Below are 15996 nucleotides of genomic sequence, written 5' to 3'. Positions count from 1 at the left end.
CAGTTTCCTGACGATGACTGACAGTCAGGATTTCCGTCCTGGCAGATCACTTTCTTTACAAGGTGACAATCGTAGACCTTTCGAGACGGATTGAGATTCATGAGACAGCGACTAAACAAATATGGGGGCCTCGGATGGGTGCTGCTTGTCTGTGCCGCCGTTGGATGCGGCCAGTCGGGCCGCACCTACGTCCTCGATGAAGAGCTTGCACGGTCTTCGCTTGAAGATGCCCTGCAGGCGTGGGTCGATGGACAGACCCCGGAAGACCTTCAACCGACGATTATCATGGGTGATCAAGGTTGGGCAGAAGGTCGAAAGCTGGGATCGTTTGAGATCCTGCCCGATGAAGAGACCACGGATGGATCCAATCTCTACATCCGGGTGAAACGCAAGTTTGCAGACGATAACCGCACCATGGAATCGAAGGTGACCTACATCGTTGGCACCTCCCCCGCGATTACGATTTTTCCCCAATGAAGAAGAGGTCCTCAATGCTGATCAAAAAATGGTGGCTCTGCCTACTGATTCCGATTGCCAGCACATCAATGGCACTGGCCGACTCCGACCTGGCTCCCACACGCCCGGAAATGAAGAAGCGGATTCAGGCTCTGAAAGAGCGAACTTCGCGTCTGCCATTACCACCACCGACCGAACAGGAAATCGCATCAGGACGACCGCTGGTCAACAATGGACGTCTTCGCGCACTGTATCTCCCTCCCGCCTGGCAGTCATTTCTCGTTCCCGGGTGGGGAAGCAGTTCGGCCACTCGCCCCAGCGGAGGAACCGCCGCACTCCTGAAAAGGATGGAAGCCGATCCCTCTTATGGGTTCAAGACTCGTCTGTTCTGGATTGTTTCACGTGCCAATGACTGTCAGTATTGCCTAGGACACCAGGAACTGAAGCTGAAGCGAGTCGGCATGACTGATGACCAGGTCGCTTCGCTGGATGCCCGCTGGGACCTGTTTCCCGCCAGGGAACAGGCCGCGATGAAGGCCACGCGAAAGCTGACACTCACCCCGCACCTGTTTACTCAACAGGACCTCGCTGAACTCAAGCAGCAGTTCCCTGACCCGGAAGTGATCGACATCATTTACACCGTCAGCCGGTACAACGCAGTCAATCGCTGGACGGCCTCAACGGGGATCCCCCAGGACCAGTCCTTCGGTGGCGAAGAGCACAGCGAACTGGACACTCCCACATCCCCCGAGTTCTCGAACCTTCCCTCGAAGGTGATTCCCACGGAACTGAAGCCGCGGCCAGAGTGGGAAAGCCGTGACGATGTCGAGGCAGCGATTAAGAAGGCTCACGGAAGAAAGCCCGGCGTCGAACTCCCCAAAATGGAGAACGCCAAGAAGGTCCTCGCTCGACTCAGCCCCGGCGTCACCCCTCCAGTCTGGTTCCAGGCTCTGTCCGACCTCTCTGTTGCACTCGACGCGTGGGGGCAGAAACAGGCTATGGCACGTGAAGGAAAAACGTCTCCGGAACTCCGCATTCTGATCGCCTGGGTCACCTCACGGGAGAATCGAGCCTGGTACGCCGCAGAACATGCACGAGCCCGCTACCTGGCTTCATGTGGGGATGAAGGAGTTTTGTATTCGTTCAAACAACTGGAAGGGGCTGCAAGCCCCGCAAACGCCGAAGCCCTGCGCTTTGCCCGCAAGCTGACGACGCTGCCGCAGACGATCGTTGACGAAGACATCAGTCGCTTGAAAGAACATTTCAACGATTACGAAGTGGCGGAAATCATTCAGACGACCTGCGACGCCAACGCGTTTGACCGCTTCACCGAAGCGCTCTGGCTGCCGCTGGAAGACTGATTTGGAGGTGTTGGCTGCTGTCAGCCATTGCCTGCCCGGACCACCGCAGATGGTTTGAATGCCCTGTGCCGACTCACACTTTCCGTAGAGCGGCACAGGGATTTTTTACGGCCAACGACAGAGAACTCATGAGCGAGTAGGGAGTGGTGTGACGCATCCTCAGCGATTTATTCCGCACCGACGCGGTCACGACGTCACCAGCTTCTTCAGATTGGGCCGCAACCGTTTACGAATCTCGGGCATCAGCCCATAAGCGAGTGCCAGAACTTTCAATGGGTGCAGCGTCGGCGTAGGCGACTGCTGTTCCATCTGAAATTTGCAACTGCTGCATTCGGTCATGCCAAATTCGATTTGGTCCGATCGCATTTGCTCGATCAGGTTATGTCCGATTGCGAGCGATTCCTCAAAGTTTTCACGCGACAGCCCAAACGTGCCAGCCATTCCCGAGCAACCATGATCGGTATCAGTGATCACGAGTTGGGGAATCAAACGACAAATTTGTAGCAGAGGGGTATCCTTTCCCAGCGCACGCAGATGACAAGGCGTGTGATACGCAGCGGTCAACGGCAGTGATTGAAAATCGGTCCGCATCTCTCCACGGGCCTGAAGATCCGCCAGAAAGTGGCCCGCTTCCACAACATGGTCCGCAACCAGCTGGACGTCGGGATGATCCAGTAGCCGTGGATACTCGACCTTGAGGCACAACGCCGCAGCCGGCTCGGTACAGATGATCGGACAACCCTCGCGTGCAAACTCCGCCAGCAGGCGGATGTTATCCGTCGCCAATTGGCGGGCAGTTTCGACGTCACCGATCGATATGTGTGCCATACCCGATCGGTGTTGTGACGCGGGGACATGGATCCGGAAACCCTGATGCTCCAGTATTCGCCCGAGGGCAAACGCCAACTCAGGATCGTGCGCATTCGCGTAATGATCAACGAAGTACACGACCGGAATGGGATCTCGCAATGACACGGGAGGTGCCAGCCACTCGCGTGGTGCGCTGCTCAGAAATGTCTTATGAGCAAATGCCGGTAACTTCCTCTGACGAGCTACCCCCAGACCACGCTCCAACAGCCACCGCACAGTCCGGTTGGCAATTAATGGATTGATGAACCACGCCATCCGGCAGAGTGACTCGCTCCATCCATGGACCCGCGACAGAAACCATTCGGACATCCGCGGACCGTTCGCCGCCACGTACTGGGCTTTGGCCTCGAGCATCAGGTGCGGAATATTGACTTCCGTAGGACATTCCAGTTCACACTGCTTACAGTTGAAACAGAAGTCGGACAAGCGACGCATGTCACTCGAAGCGAGTTCGTGTGCGGCAAGTCGTCCATCGACGATGGCCCGCAGGGCGTTCGCCTTGGCGCGAGGAGTCCGCGCCTCGGATGTCTCGCGACGGAAGAAGGGACACATCCGTGAATTGGGTTCCTGCGTCCGACATCCCCCGCAACCGTGACAGGCGGTCACCGTTGCCCCGAGTTCTCCCGCACTCCAGTTCAACTGCAACTCGATCGGAGTAGACGTTGGCTTGATCTCCGGGCGAAGATGATTGACCGTAAGATGCGGATCGTCACTCAGGATCTTATCGGGATTCAGCAATCGATCCGGATCGAAAAGGGACTTAAGTTGCTGGAAGACCCGATAGAGTTCGCCGTACTGCGACGGAAGGAACGCGGTCCGAGAGTAACCCAGTCCGTGCTCGCCACTAATCGATCCGCCAACGGAAATCGCAGCGTGATAGAGATCCCGTGCAAGGTCTTCGAGCAGCAACGGATCGAGAGGCGACCTGAGGAACGGTCGCATGTGGACCTGCCCGACGGCCGCATGGGCGTAGAGCGACGCCGTCAATTCATGCTTCTGCCAGATCCGTCTGGATCGCGCGATGAACTCGAGCAACATCTCGGGGGGAACAGCAATGTCCTCCACAAGTGGAACCGGAGACGTCTCACCCCGTGCCCGATTCAATAACGGAATGACCGCACCAGGCAACGACCACAGAAATTCGACCTCATCGAAGGTGGTCGCCTCGTACAACATCCGGCCGGGATCGGGCAAATCCTTGATGACCAATTGAACGTCGTGAATGCCTCCAGCGGCTTCTGGGTGGCTGAATCCCGTCATCTCGACGATCAACGCGGCTTCGGCATTCGCCGGAATCAAGGAAGCGAACCGCGCGTCCAGATCGCGCGCCATGGACAACAGCCGGCGGTCGATCAGGTCGCAGGCACTGGGCTGCAGTGCAGAGATCGGTTGCACGGCCTGAATCGCCGAATCCAATGTTTCGAAACCGATCAGAAGCGCACTACGCCAGGCCGGTAGAGCAGACGTCCGTAGTGTCGCGGCAGTGAAGAGCCCCAGAGTTCCTTCCGAGCCCACCAGAAGTCGTGGCAGCAGGATCCCGGAATCTGTCAGAACGCCACGCAGCAGATAGCCGGCTCGATTACGGACTTGTCGTTCCGGCTGCTTTTCCAGGATTAGTTTCGCATTGCGGACGAGCAGTCCTTCAATCCGCTCGAGCAGATGACTTTTCCACTTCGTCGCCTCATCGACGTTTGACTCCTCTGTGAAACGTTCATGAGTCGGCAGGGGTTCATTCCCTGCCTCAAAGCGAACGCCGTTCGCCGTCACCAGTTCAATACTATTAACATGGTCGCGGGTCGACCCGACGCGAATGGAGTGAGAGCCTGCCGCATCCAGGGCGAGCATACTTCCGATGGTAGTAGTATCACTGTTGGCGGGGTCTGGCGGAAAATAGCGCCCCGACTCTCGCAGCACATGGTTGAGCCGACTCAGCACAACACCGGGCTGAACACGGACAGTCTGCTGTCCCACCTCCTCAACCGCGTGCATATGGCGAGAGAAATCGACAATGATTCCCGCCCCTAACGCCTCCCCTGCAACGCTGGTTCCTGCTCCGCGGGGGATGAGAGGTAACTTTTGTTCGGCGGCGTAACGGACCAGCGTCTGGACATCGTCGCGGTCATGCGGGAATGCCACGCCGAGCGGAGTTTCCTGATGCAAACTTCCATCACTGGCGTAGATCGATTGCGCAAGAGGATGACAGACAATCTCCCCTCGGAAGATTCCCGCCAGGTCTTCGATGAGTCGTAACTGTCGAACGTCCACAGGTAGGTTCGGCCTTTGCCCGTATAGAAATCCGTCCTGCAAACCTTAGTTTGCCGAGGGATCCTTGACCCGATGAGGCAACAGGTGGTTGGATTCGTAGAACTTCTGCAGAAGAGTTTCGTAGACTGAATAGGGATCTTCGTGAAATACCATTTCCCGATTGCCGGGATAGGTTAACCAGTCCCCCCGCTCGATCTCTCCTTCCAATTGTCCGGGCCCCCAGCCAGAGTAACCCGAGAAGACACGGAACGAGTGAGACGGTGGCGTACTGGCGACCGCTTCTCCGATGACCCGTTCAAAAGCTTCGGGGCTTCCGCCGACGAACAATCCCGGCAGGATCGCGGGCCCGGTGTCTTCAAAGCTGGCGTCGTCATGAAGTATGACAAGAGCCGTAGGTTCCACAGGCCCTCCCCCAAAGACGACGTCATCCATTTCCGGCAAATCAAAGTGCCCGGACAGAGCGTCGGAGACCTTGACGGAAAGAGGTCGATTGATGACCAGACCCATCGCACCATGCTCGCCATGTTCGAGCATCAAGACGACCGTCTTATAAAAATTATCATCCCGCAGCCGTTTAGAGGCGATCAAAAACCGACCTCGGAGCGATTCGGCCATACTGGCACCGTCTGTGTAGCGATTTGGAAAGTGAGTCAAAATGGTAGATCGGGTACCCTCAGGGCGATTCTACTCTCCCCAGGTCACCAGCGAAACCTGAAGCAGAATCTTACTGTCACGGAGCCACACCACGGACGATCGTCTCTGCTAAAACAGTTCCCCGATTTGAATGCTCACTGTTCCGGTGGCAACAAACTGAAATTGTTTGCCGCGTGAAATATCAGCATCAAGATGATGCCACGGCAGACAGATCCCATCTGGAGTCGCGTCCGGCTTCGGTCGTCGTCCGAACGCGAGAGATTTTGCCCGCTGGCGTCAGTCATTCACCGATTCCGATCGATTGAGTGATTCGCTGCGGAGTTCTTCGTTCCCCGCCCCGATCAGCACGGGAAGATCCGCTTCTTCTGAGACTTCCTGCCCCTCGCCACTTCCTTGACCGCGGGGCCAGATGTGGAACCCTCCTTTGTGGGCCAGGCTGAGCTCCCAGACGCCCCAGATTCCTCTCCCCTCGTTGTACCCCTGATACGCAACATCATGCGCGCCAATGTACCGTTTGGTCCACCAGCATTTGCCAGACTCTTTTTCATAAGTTCCTTTAAAGAGAAACTCGCCGACGGAATCACGTCCATCTCCCCGGAGTGTCCCGTCGCGAAAGACCAGATGAAGTTCCATCTGGAAACGCTTCGACGATCCGGGCTCAAGGTAATACCCTTCCCATGCCCCGGACGGAAACCGATCATCCTGCTCCAGTGTCGGATCAGTTACATCATCAATTGGTCGTGACATGGAAGGTACCCTGATTGTCAAAATTGCAAAGTTGCTCAGTCGCCTCGCGATTTTTCGAGGGTGACCAGACCGGGTCAATGGATATTCCCCGCGGAGCAATTCTCGTCCCCATTTCACGTCCGAGGCGAGATTTTCAACCGAACTTTCACGGAGTGAATGAGTTATATTGGCGACCTCTCGGCGGAGGTCGCTATAGTGAGGGGGTCTCGAAAGATTCGAGCCAATTCCTCCCCACTTTTCCTGTGGTTTATTTTCAGGGCGAAACCGATTTCGACTCGCCATGAATGACGCTGTTTTCCGAAAAAAGAGATTCGCCTGCTGTCCTGATTCGAACAAAGCCTGAATCCAGAGTTTGTGGAGTGAACTGATTGAACCCAAGGTTTCAGGAAGGTCTTGCCTCCCTTGAAATCAAGCTTCCCAGACTCTGAATGGAATTTTGCCTGAATGCGCGTCCCCTGTCCCGCCGGGGGTGTGCGGACCGAAGGATGTTGAGATGCCTCGACTTATCGTGGTGGAACGCGATTCAGGGCGCCGTGATTCGCTCCAGTTCGTGCTGAACCGAGCAGGTTACGAGGTGCTGGCAGTCCCCGCGGAAGAGGCGCCGTCGCGGTGGAAAGAGGCCGATCTTCTCATCATCGGTGATTCCGACCTGCAGATCCTCAACAGTCTTCCAAGGACAGATTCAAAACCGGTTCGCCCGGTTCTGGCTCTGATCGATCCCGGGAACTGTGAATCAATTCTCGCCTGCCTTCATGCGCGAGTTGCGGGCATGATCTCACGGCTGCGAACTCCTGACGAAATTCTTGCCGAAGTCCGCAGGTTCACGAATCCGTTGAAATCATCAGCGACGGAGGATTCGCCCCCGAGTCCTGCAACGGCAATCCCCCGCTTTGATCCCGAACTTCCTCGCGAAAGTCTCGTAAAAGCCTTGCAGTCGGCCTGCAATGACATCGTCTGGTTGCAGGACCGTTACGAGAATGAACTCTCGCATCGGCACAAAGTCGAACAGGCTCTTATGGAGTCGGAGGTCTTCTACCAGTCTCTGGTCGAGACTCTGCCTCTGGCGATGCTCAGAAAGGATCTGAACGGGCGGTTCACCTTCGCCAATCGATTGCTGTGCGAAGCCTTCAATCGGCCGCCCGAAGCGATTATCGGACATGTCGACTACGACTTTTTTCCGCGTGAACTGGCGGATAAATACCGTGCCGATGACCGAAAAGTGCTCGAACAGCGGAGTACTCTCGAAACCATCGAAGAGTTCCAGACGCCGAACGGGGATCGGCGTTATACGCACGTGGTCAAAAGCCCGGTCTACGACGCTGCAGGGAATCTGGCCGGGATTCAGGGAATCTTTTCCGACGTGACGGAAAAGGAATGCGCCGAAAGGGAACTCGTACAGACCCAGGCACGACTTCAAGCGGTGCTGGATGCAGCGACCCAGGTGGCGATTATCTCGTCAGATCTGGACGGGAAAATCAATCTCTTCAATACCGGTGCCGAACGGATGCTCGGATACACCAAGGAAGAGATGCTTGGCAAGACACCAGAGATCTTTCATCTGGGATCAGAAATCGAGGCCCGTGCGGCCGAGATGTCACGCGAATTTGGTCGGCCGATCCAGGGGATGGACGTCTTTGTGGAACATGCACGACGTGGAGAGCACGACGAGCGGGAATGGACGTACGTTCGGAAGGATGGCAGCCACATCCGAGTCGCGCTCTCGGTCACAGCCAAGCGAGACTCCGATGGCAACGTCTCTGGCTTCCTGGGAATTGCCCTCGACATCACAACCCGTCACCTCGCCGAAGCCGAACTCCTGAAGGCGAAGGAAGCGGCAGAATCGGCGAACCGTGCGAAGAGTGACTTCCTGGCCAATATGAGCCACGAAATCCGCACGCCGCTTAACGCGATCATCGGCATGACGGAACTCGTCCGAGACACGGAACTCGACGTGACCCAGCGTGAGTACCTTGCTCTGGTGCAGGAGTCAGGCGAGTCACTTCTTTCGGTCATCAACGACATCCTCGACTTCTCCAAAATTGAAGCGGGCAAGCTCAGCCTCGAATGCGTCCCCTTCGACCTTCGTGAACTGCTGGGCGATACCGCGAAATCCCTCGCGCTCCGCGCCCACCGGAAGGACCTGGAACTTGCTTGCCACGTCGCGACCGGGGTTCCCGCAATCGTCGAAGGAGATCCCCACCGTCTGCGGCAGATCGTCATGAACCTGGTGGGCAACGCCATCAAGTTCACCGAAAAAGGGGAAGTGGTCCTGCACGTCGATGTGGAAAGCAGCACCGACCACGACTTGTACCTGCATTTTCGTGTGACAGATACCGGCATTGGCATTTCCGCCGATCAGTTGCATACGATCTTTGAAGCCTTCGAACAGGCCGACACATCGACGACGCGACGCTACGGGGGCACAGGACTGGGTCTGGCGATCTCGTCGCGACTGGTAGAACTGATGCAAGGGCGCGTCTGGGTTGATAGTGCGCTGAATCAGGGAAGCACGTTTCACTTTCTGGCCCGTTTCGGCGTCTCGTCCGACGAGGCCCTCGCCAGCAATTCAACCATCTATCCTCCGATGCTGCAGGGACTTCCTGTACTGGTCGTTGACGACAACGCCACAAACCGCCGGATTCTGATCGAAATTCTCAACAACTGGTCGATGAAACCGACGGCCGTGTCGAGTGTCGCAGAGGCTGTCGATGAACTGAAAAGAATGGCCGATGCGGGAAATCCCTACGGTCTGATTCTGACAGATGCCAGCATGCCGGATGTTGATGGCTTCACGCTGGCTCGCCGGATCCAGGAAAATCGCGTTCTGTGCCGGTCGATGGTCATGATGCTGACGTCCGCGGATCGCCCGGGAGATCTGCGACGCTGTGAAGAACTGGGTGTCGCAGCCTACCTCGTGAAACCGATCAAGCAATCCGAACTCCTCGATGCCATCCTTGTGGCTGTTGGCGGGCAGTCGCCCTTAAGCGGAGCACAAGAAACCCCCGCATCTTCTGCGAGGAAATCGGGAGCCCCCAAGTCGATCCTGCTGGCAGAAGACAGCCTGATCAATCAGAAGCTGGCTATCGGATTGCTCGAGAAGTGGGGACATCGCGTTACGGTTGCGAACGACGGCCGCGAAGCAGTGGAACTTTCTCAGCGGGGTGCTTTCGATCTGGTTCTGATGGACGTCCAGATGCCCGAACTGGATGGGCTGGATGCGACCCGGGAAATCCGGCGCAGGGAACTGCTCACCGGAGAACATATCCCCATCGTCGCAATGACCGCCCACGCGATGAAAGGTGACCGCGAGTTGTGCCTGGAATCAGGTATGGACGACTACCTGATGAAACCGATCAGGGCCGAACAACTGTTCCAGGTACTGGAGCGGATCGGGGCTGGTCAAGTGCTGGTCGGAGCCGCAGCCAGCAACACCACCGCCAGCGATCGCATCGACTGGGATCTGGCACGGCGGGCCGTCAATCACGACGAGGATCTCCTGCGGCAAGTCGTCGAGGCATTTCTGGAGGAAGGCCCTCATCTGCTCCAGACGATGCGATCATCCAGCAGTGAGGGAGAGTGGAAGCAGTTTCAGCGAGCCGCACATACCCTGAAGAGCGGCCTGCGAATGTTCGGAATCAACTCGCTCGCCGACGAGGTCGAACGATTGGAACTGGCTGCGAAGACGGGGGAGTTGACAAGCGCCTCCGGCACACGCATGGACCAGATCACCAGCCGTTCACGCGGCATGCTGTCTGAACTTCAAGCGTTCTCTGCAAGCACGACGACATAATCACGGCTCAACACAACTAGACGAAGCCCAAGCCCACCCGTCTGGCCACAGTCAAATCCCCACGGAGTGAGCGTTTGCAGGAGCACTCGGCATGAACACGTAGAGGCTCCATTCATCCATCTGTTGTCAAACAGCCGGATGAGCACTTGCAAATAATCTACGATCTCAAAAGACGATACACGAAATCGATAAGGCAGTATCCAAGCATCCAAAGACACAATAGACCTGGTAACCCAACGGTTACGAACTGCCCCAGAATCTGCCAGCGCGAGAAACGCCCGCCAGGATTACCACGAAACGCCCACTGGCAAAGGTTCACGTAAAACGGGCCGTATATGATTGCACCGAGCATAAAACAGACTACGACGAGCAGTAGGAGGTATCCCATCACTGTTTTCTCTCAGCGTGAAGCCACATCATTTGTACGAGTGACTCAACGATGGAAAGTATGGGTTCGATTCAGCGGACACGGATCACTCATTTGAAGCCGATTTGAGATTAACAAGTGAATCTTCGCCTGAATTCAGGGCGGACTGGAGCAGCCCCAGCGGAGAGCAGCTCAGAGGGATCCTCTTTAAGAGACTGCCGAAGATGTGAGTCGCGATCCGAAGCTGGCATGAAATCTGGTGCGAAGTCAAAAAGGAAACGACGGCACATTGTGACGAGTCAGGATTTACGGAATCAAGGTTGAGGAACTGGAGATTTGTCTTGGGAATTTTCCTTTAATTTCCTCGGAGCCAGATTAATTGGCATTCTGAACTATCGTCGAATCAACGAAAGCGCCCCTATCGACAGCAAATATTCCTTGGATGGACGTCCCCCAGGTAGACACCGTGCTCTTCGAGCTGCCAGATTGCGATTTTTACGCGGGGCCAGTCGTCCTCGAAAATTTCTGCCAGAGCGGTAATTTGATCTTCGTCCCGTTCAATTGGGCGTTCAATCAACGCATCAACGAAGTCTAGAATATACGGAGGCATGACAACTGACATTTCGATCACTTGTTGACTCCTGTCAAAATCAATCAACTCGGGGATGTGAAATCCAGCAACTTCGAAAACGCCCCAACGTTTTAGATATTCGTAGATTTCGAGTTCGGACTCGAATGGGGCTTCGTAGTAGAATGCTTTGACGGCAGACGCTCGGGACGTCTGCATGACGTATCCGTCTTTGCCAAACCCGAACACGTTCTCCGTTGTTAGACCTCTTGTTTTAAGGTATCGTTGCGCATTGAGTTCCGCCTTTTTCATGTTGTGATTGTTCATGTCATCTACAGCACCTCTACCGACGTACTCCGCGCGAGTCAGACTCGAACTGCGCGTCGGTGACCGTACATTCGAGCTGGCGAGCGTGGCACCTTCGAAATGCGTTCTGAGGGAACCGTTGGAACTTCCCGCCTGCACCGCAGAAATTGCGATGTTCGTCGATGACACGCTTTCAATTTGGCCTGTCAGAATACCGAATGGTGTCGTTCCGTTCGACAGGCATGTCACAACTCAATTGATGGGAAAAATGCAGCGAGTGAGCCCAATCCCGAAACGGCTTGACGATTGATCGGAGCGATAATAGAAGCCCCCCTGTTTCGCTCACCTGACTGTAATTCCGCCAAAGAGAAATCTGAACCTTACGCCGACTGATCTCAGATATGCCGGCCCGAAGCGGCGGGCGCGATCGAGTCACCATTCACACCCTCAAAGCATCCTAACCGACCCGTTTCAACCGAAAGGGTCGGTTAGGAGTAGTCAATCAATCGACGCATCGAAAGAAGTGATCTGATGCGTTTGATTGGGGTTCAGTCGACGAACATGAACTCATTGGTCATGAGCAGGACCTGAGCCAGCCTGTCCCAGGGTGAAAGTTTCTCGCTGTCCGACGTCTCCGCCGTGCCCAGGAACTGCAGCGCGACACTCCGTTCGTCCACTGTTGGCTGACGTCCGAAAACGCGTTGATACAGATGCTCAAGACGCTCGGGATCATTGCTGGCCATCGCTACACAATCGGCCGCCAGCCGCCTTGATTGCTCCTGCATGAACGGGGAATTCATCGCGAACAACGACTGTTGCGGCACTGTCGTCTGAGGACGATCCGATGCCGATGCATCAGTGTCCGCAAAGTCGAACGCTCGGAAAATCCCGGGCAAATCATTGCGGTTAATCAAGGTGTAGAGCGTCCGTCGCGTCGTGGCTGGGTTCATCACACCATCAAATGGTTGTCCCCCGATGCGATCATCAAGTTTCCCAGAAACGGCCAGCAGGGAATCGCGGAAGGATTCGAAGTCCAGTCGCTGTCGCGGCATTCGCCACAGCAAACGGTTCTCGGGATCGACCCCACGTGCAACCGGGTTTTCCGCAGCGGACTGCTGAAAGACGGCCGAGGCCATGATCAGCCGGTGCAACTTCTTTAGCGACCAGTTCATGGGCGACTCGGGATGGTCGAGACCGCTGAGTTCCGCTGATAACCAGTCGAGCAATTCAGGATGTGAAGGAGGGAGCCCGCGAGTTCCGAAATCGCTCGGAGTCGCGACGATCCCCGTCCCGAAGTGGTGCTGCCAGACACGGTTCGTAATGACTCGTGCTGTCAGGGGATTTTGCGTATCAACAATCGCTTCCGCCAGATCCAGGCGCCCACTGCCTCGCGCAAATGGTTTGCGCTCGGGCATCGAAACGACCTCAAGGAACTGCCGTGGAACCGGCTTGCCGCGCCGTCCCGGGTTACCGCGCACAAAAATGACGGGATCATTCAGGGCCCCATCACGGACAATCATCGCGCGAGGGGGAGCCCCAGGCGACGTCACCTTCAGTGCATCAACATTTCTCTTCAGATTCGTGATCTGATCAACAATATCGCGACTGAACGCGGGACGGGCTTCGTCGAGAGTCAGATTTGCTGGAGACTTCTCGCCATACAGCAGTTGGCGAACTTGCTCCGCATTGGGGTCGGCAAGTCCAGCGGCCTCGGGGGTCGCTTTTTGCAGTTCCGTCCACTGAGAGCGAAGATCGTCAAACAGGTTGCCGTAAAGACGAGCAAGCTCCAAAAGCGTCGTTGGCTTCTGAGCGACGATTGTTTGCCGGACGAGAGGATTAACCCGTGCGGCTTCCTCATCGTTGGCCCATGAGTCCACCATCTGCGTTACCGCAGCGGAAAAATCTTCGGGCTTCTCCACTTTTGAAAGGACAAACCAGGGAACCAGGGCCGGATGTGGCTGTGCGACATTGCGATTGAGCAAGTCTTTCCAGCGCTGCACGACGGGTCGACGAGGTTCGTTAGCGCCGTTGAACGCGACAGGAGTCTGATTCCAGGCTGGGATCTCCTTGGCGATCTGCTGCAATGAATCACCTGCAACGACACGAATCTCTTCGGCCAGTTTTGGAATGCTCTCTTTCTCATAGGCCAGCACGTCGGCTTGCCGCTTTTCCAATTCGGCAAGGAACTGGCGATAGGCGGCCTGATCTTTCGGCAGACCGATGACAGGCAACTCCTCGGGTTCCGTGGTCGAAGCAAAAACTCCGTACAGCGAGTAATAGTCTGCAGTCGGGATCGGGTCGAACTTGTGATCGTGACATCGCGCACAGCCGACGGTCATCCCCAACAGTCCTCGCGTTACAACGTCGATACGATCGTCGATAATGTCGTTCTGGTTGTTCAGATACCGCCGGCCGACGGTCAGAAACCCGAGTGCCGCCAGACGCGAATCTTGTGACTCGGCGATTCCCTGCTCGCCCTTCTCGTTGAGGACAACCAGGTCAGCCGCAATCTGCTCAACCACGAACCTGTCGTAAGGAAGGTCCGAATTCATCGCTTCGACCACGTAGTCGCGGTAAGTGTACGAATAGGGATAGCGGGGCTCTGCCGTGAAAACATAACCCTTGGAGTCAGCATAACGAGCCACGTCGAGCCAGTGTCGGCCCCAACGCTGTCCGTAGTACGGCGAAGCCAGCAGACGATCAATTAACCGCTCGGCCGCGTCAGGTGACTGATCCGCCAGGAACTCCTGCACCTGATCGAATGTGGGCGGAACACCCCACAAGTCCAGCGTCGCACGGCGGATGAATTCATAACGGCTCGCCGGTGGCGAGAGCGTGATGTCCTTTTCAGCCAATGATTGGGTGATGAACGCGTCTACCGGGGTTTGAACCTGGGACACCGGCACCGCTTGCGAATGCGGGTTCCCGGGAAGCGAAGTCAAATGAGGAATCGCGGGACGCTTGACGGACTTGAACGCCCAGTGATCCTTTGGATCGGCGGCATCGACCACCGACTCGGCGGGCCACGGCGCTCCCATGGACAGCCACTGCTGGAAGTCCGCAATTTGCTCGGCGGGCAGTTTTCCTTTGGGAGGCATCTGCGTATCGCCATCGGCATACTCAAGTACCTTCAGCAGGCGGCTTCCTTCGGCGTTCCCCGAAAAAACGGGGCCGCCGTCGGTACCCTTCAAGAACCCCGCGTGAGTATCGAGCCGCAGCCCCGCTTCCTGCTTTTTAGAACCATGGCATTCGAGGCAATGCTCGACGAGAAGTGGGCGAACCCGCTTTTCAAAGAAATCCAATTGCTCGGGCGTGGGGGCCCCTGCCGCACTCGCAGCGGAAAGGGCAACGAGCCACACCGAACAGTGGGCGATTCGAAGGAGATTTTTCATCGTGGCAAGTTTCCAAAGGCTGGAAGACACCTGCGTCTGCTGAAGATCAGCGACATTGATTGCCGGGCTTCAGTAATCGTATTCAGACGGACCAGGGGAATATTCGACGGTGAACCGACGACATTCCGTGATCATCAGGTGAAATCGGTGTCGTTTTACTGGCGGGGGTGGAGTGCAGTTTTTAGCAGTGAATTCTTGAGCAAGTGGCTCAGCGGTGCGGTAAGCGAATCAATGACCTGAAACCTGTAGCCAGTGTTCAAGATCAGCGAGGGAATGAAAATCCAGCAGTGCTTCCCCCAGTTGGTGGCTCTGCTCCAGTGAAAGTCGGTGAATCTTCTGCCTCAAATCATCCGGTACGTCCCCGCACACTCGGACCAGTTGCCGCAAAAGCAGTTCCTCGCTTCCTTTGAGGAAACCTTCTTCTCGTCCTTCTTCTTTTGCTAATCGTTCTACCGAGGTCACGTACGGCATACGTAACTCCTCTTCATAAGCGATCAAATCTGAGCGGAATCGGCGGTCCAAATCAGCTCTCAAACGCATCATCCAGTCAATCAGCCGAAAGAGCTCTCTTATTCTATCGGAAGAGTACCCCAGCGTGTAGAGGTTTCGTACCAACTCCGTCTTCGCACTGAATCGCGACTCTGGGTCACCCGTCGTCCTGAGGGCGGCAATTTGAGCTCTCGAAACCTGAGCGACCAGTGACACATTGTCCACCCAGTCTGATTCGAGTCGTTCCACGATTTTGCAGACGGGAAACTGGCGATGGCTCAGGAAGCCACCCATTTCAAAGCGATGTTCACGGGGCATCCAGCTTTTTCGTAAATCGGCCAAAATCACCAGCGTCAAAATCTCCTGGCGAAACATCCACTTGAGCCCAGAATGGTAAAGATCGAGCCGAAAGGCGAAATCCGCCTCGTACGAGGTCTGAATCTCCAGATGACACAAAATCCACTGCTCGTCGCCAGTTTTCAGACGAACTTTAAACAGAACATCAACTTCACTGTTCTTTTGACCAGACTGACCGACGATCTGGCTGATTTCTTTGTCCAGCCACTGCGGTTCAAAGCTCCAGTCAACCAATTCTGCCAGCGCGGGAAAACAATTCTCGACCGAATCTCGCAAGTGCGAGCGCAGTAACTCTTTCCACGCCCCGTCATAATCACTTTCCGGCGTCTCGCTCTGCGATCCAGAAATGGAGTCATTCGTCATAAATCGAACTT

General features: G+C 55.9%; 9 protein-coding genes. 3 read left to right on the top strand and 6 right to left on the bottom strand.

Annotation, left to right across the window (positions count from 1 at the left end):
* Positions 1-99 precede the first annotated feature (99 nt).
* The gene (locus ACGY09_RS18220; protein WP_373653550.1) at positions 100-477 is read left to right on the top strand and encodes a hypothetical protein; all 378 of its coding nucleotides are present in this window, start codon (positions 100-102) and stop codon (positions 475-477) included.
* 14 nt (positions 478-491) lie between these two features.
* Positions 492-1817: a carboxymuconolactone decarboxylase family protein gene (locus tag ACGY09_RS18215; RefSeq protein WP_397568850.1), complete on the top strand. Its 1326-nt coding sequence runs from the start codon at positions 492-494 to the stop codon at positions 1815-1817.
* Positions 1818-2003: 186 nt separating this feature from the next.
* Here ACGY09_RS18215 and ACGY09_RS18210 read toward each other — a convergent pair whose 3' ends face one another.
* The 3 genes from ACGY09_RS18210 to ACGY09_RS18200 form a co-directional block, all read right to left on the bottom strand.
* Positions 2004-4952 (bottom strand): FAD-binding and (Fe-S)-binding domain-containing protein, encoded by a 2949-nt coding sequence (locus ACGY09_RS18210; RefSeq protein ID WP_397568849.1) that lies wholly within the window; start codon positions 4950-4952, stop codon positions 2004-2006.
* Positions 4953-4997: 45 nt separating this feature from the next.
* On the bottom strand, positions 4998-5567 hold the full coding sequence (locus tag ACGY09_RS18205) for a YqgE/AlgH family protein (RefSeq protein WP_373653553.1): 570 nt from the start codon (positions 5565-5567) through the stop codon (positions 4998-5000).
* 315 nt (positions 5568-5882) lie between these two features.
* Complete coding sequence (locus tag ACGY09_RS18200; protein ID WP_397568848.1) at positions 5883-6353, bottom strand: hypothetical protein; 471 nt, start codon at positions 6351-6353, stop codon at positions 5883-5885.
* Between the two features lie 493 nt (positions 6354-6846).
* Between ACGY09_RS18200 and ACGY09_RS18195 the strand changes: the two genes are divergently transcribed.
* Positions 6847-10143 carry a response regulator gene (locus ACGY09_RS18195; protein ID WP_397568847.1) on the top strand — a complete coding sequence of 1099 codons (3297 nt, stop codon included), beginning with the start codon at positions 6847-6849 and terminating at the stop codon, positions 10141-10143.
* Between the two features lie 785 nt (positions 10144-10928).
* Here the strand turns inward: ACGY09_RS18195 and ACGY09_RS18190 are convergent.
* From ACGY09_RS18190 to ACGY09_RS18180, 3 genes are all read right to left on the bottom strand, one after another.
* Positions 10929-11297, bottom strand: a complete 369-nt coding sequence (locus tag ACGY09_RS18190) for a hypothetical protein (protein ID WP_397568846.1) — start codon at positions 11295-11297, stop codon at positions 10929-10931.
* A 635-nt stretch (positions 11298-11932) separates the two neighbouring features.
* The gene (locus ACGY09_RS18185) at positions 11933-14776 is read right to left on the bottom strand and encodes a PSD1 and planctomycete cytochrome C domain-containing protein (protein WP_397568845.1); all 2844 of its coding nucleotides are present in this window, start codon (positions 14774-14776) and stop codon (positions 11933-11935) included.
* Between the two features lie 228 nt (positions 14777-15004).
* On the bottom strand, positions 15005-15985 hold the full coding sequence (locus tag ACGY09_RS18180; RefSeq protein ID WP_397568844.1) for a DUF4351 domain-containing protein: 981 nt from the start codon (positions 15983-15985) through the stop codon (positions 15005-15007).
* Positions 15986-15996: the final 11 nt, after the last annotated feature.

Origin of the sequence: Schlesneria sphaerica (assembly GCF_044336245.1) — a bacterium.
GTDB lineage: Bacteria > Planctomycetota > Planctomycetia > Planctomycetales > Planctomycetaceae > Schlesneria > Schlesneria sphaerica.
Note: the sequence above shows the minus strand (reverse complement) of the source record. Positions and strands in the feature narration are given on the sequence as shown.

What these genes read in the sequence shown, in the direction of transcription:
- ACGY09_RS18180 (WP_397568844.1), bottom strand. Translation starts at nt 15,985, where the DNA reads ATGACGAATGACTCCATTTCTGGATCGCAGAGCGAGACGCCGGAAAGT.
- ACGY09_RS18185 (WP_397568845.1), bottom strand. Translation starts at nt 14,776, where the DNA reads ATGAAAAATCTCCTTCGAATCGCCCACTGTTCGGTGTGGCTCGTTGCC.
- ACGY09_RS18200 (WP_397568848.1), bottom strand. Translation starts at nt 6,353, where the DNA reads ATGTCACGACCAATTGATGATGTAACTGATCCGACACTGGAGCAGGAT.
- ACGY09_RS18220 (WP_373653550.1), top strand. Translation starts at nt 100, where the DNA reads ATGAGACAGCGACTAAACAAATATGGGGGCCTCGGATGGGTGCTGCTT.
- ACGY09_RS18195 (WP_397568847.1), top strand. Translation starts at nt 6,847, where the DNA reads ATGCCTCGACTTATCGTGGTGGAACGCGATTCAGGGCGCCGTGATTCG.
- ACGY09_RS18205 (WP_373653553.1), bottom strand. Translation starts at nt 5,567, where the DNA reads ATGGCCGAATCGCTCCGAGGTCGGTTTTTGATCGCCTCTAAACGGCTG.
- ACGY09_RS18215 (WP_397568850.1), top strand. Translation starts at nt 492, where the DNA reads ATGCTGATCAAAAAATGGTGGCTCTGCCTACTGATTCCGATTGCCAGC.
- ACGY09_RS18190 (WP_397568846.1), bottom strand. Translation starts at nt 11,297, where the DNA reads ATGCAGACGTCCCGAGCGTCTGCCGTCAAAGCATTCTACTACGAAGCC.